Below are 1363 nucleotides of genomic sequence, written 5' to 3' on the forward strand. Positions count from 1 at the left end.
CGTGCCTGAGCTGGATGGTGCGTGTTTGATTGCTGAAATCCGTGCCCTGGAGGACCGGAAGTCTGCCCTGGCTGCCCGTCAGGCCCGCCTGTCCGTTGCCTTCGATCTGCTCCAGCGCCGCGAACAGCGGGACCTGGGGATGCCGGCCGCGGAGCTGGGAACCGGGGTCGGCGCGCAGATCGCCCTGGCCCGGCGGGAATCCCCGGCCCGCGGCGGCCGGCTCCTGGGCCTGGCCAAAGCCCTCGTCACCGAAATGCCCCACACCCTCGCGGCCCTGGACACCGGGCAGCTCAACGAATGGCGCGCGAGCCTGCTCGTGAAGGAAACCGCCTGCCTGACCGCGGAGGACCGGGCCGCCGTCGACGCCGAACTCGCCCCCGACACCGGGACCTTCGACGGCGCCGGGGACCGGGGAATCATCGCCGCCGCCCGGACGGCCGCGTACCGCCGGGACCCGCGCTCGGTCACCCAGCGCGCCAGCCACGCGAGCACCGAACGGCACGTCAGCCTCCGCCCGGCCCCGGACACCATGTGCTACCTCACCGCCCTGCTCCCCGTCGCAGCCGGGGTCGCCGTCTACGCCGGCCTCACCCGGCACGCCGATGCCCTCCGGGCCGCCGGGGACCCCCGCACCCGCGGCCAGCTCATGGCCGACACCCTCGTCGAACGCACCACCGGGACCCCCGGCGGGATCAGCGGAATCGAAATCCAGCTCGTCATGACCGACCGCACCCTCTTCCAGGGCGACAGCGAACCCGCCCGCCTCCCCGGCTACGGCATCGTCCCCGCAGGCTGGGCCCGCGATCTGCTCACCAACGCCGGAAACGACGCGGGACCGGAGGCCGCGGGAAAGGGCGCCGCCGCCGGGGACACGGCCATGAACGTCTGGCTCCGCCGGCTCTACACCGCCCCCGGCACCGGCGAGCTCACCGCGATGGACTCCCGGGCACGGCTCTTCCCGCCCGGGCTCCGCCGCTTCCTCACCGCCCGCGACGACACCTGCCGCACCCCCTACTGCGACGCCCCCATCCGCCACTTCGACCACATCATCCCCTGGCACCACAACGGCACCACCACCCAGAACAACGGCGCCGGGCTCTGCGAAGCCTGCAACCACACCAAAGAAACCCCCGGCTGGAGCTCCCGGCCACGCCCCGGACCCAGACACACCCTCGACGTCACCACCCCCACCGGCCACACCTACCAATCCACCGCCCCGCCACCCCCGGGAACCCCGGCCCGCCACGCGGAACCGGAGCCCGAACCGGACCTGACCGTGGCAAGGAGCCCAAGCCACCGCCGCCAACGCCACCAAAGAGCCAACGACCTCCACCGCACCCGAAGGCGGCGCCAACTCGCAGCC

At 73.4% G+C, this 1363-nt stretch carries 1 pseudogene; it reads left to right on the top strand.

The features are described from left to right. Nucleotide 1: 1 nt before the first annotated feature. Nucleotides 2-1231: pseudogene (locus QK291_RS18965) on the top strand (DUF222 domain-containing protein); the annotation flags it as partial. Between the last annotated feature and the right edge of the window lie 132 nt (nucleotides 1232-1363).

It is taken from the genome of Arthrobacter sp. AL12, from assembly GCF_029960645.1.
In the GTDB taxonomy this organism is placed as follows: Bacteria; Actinomycetota; Actinomycetes; order Actinomycetales; family Micrococcaceae; genus Arthrobacter.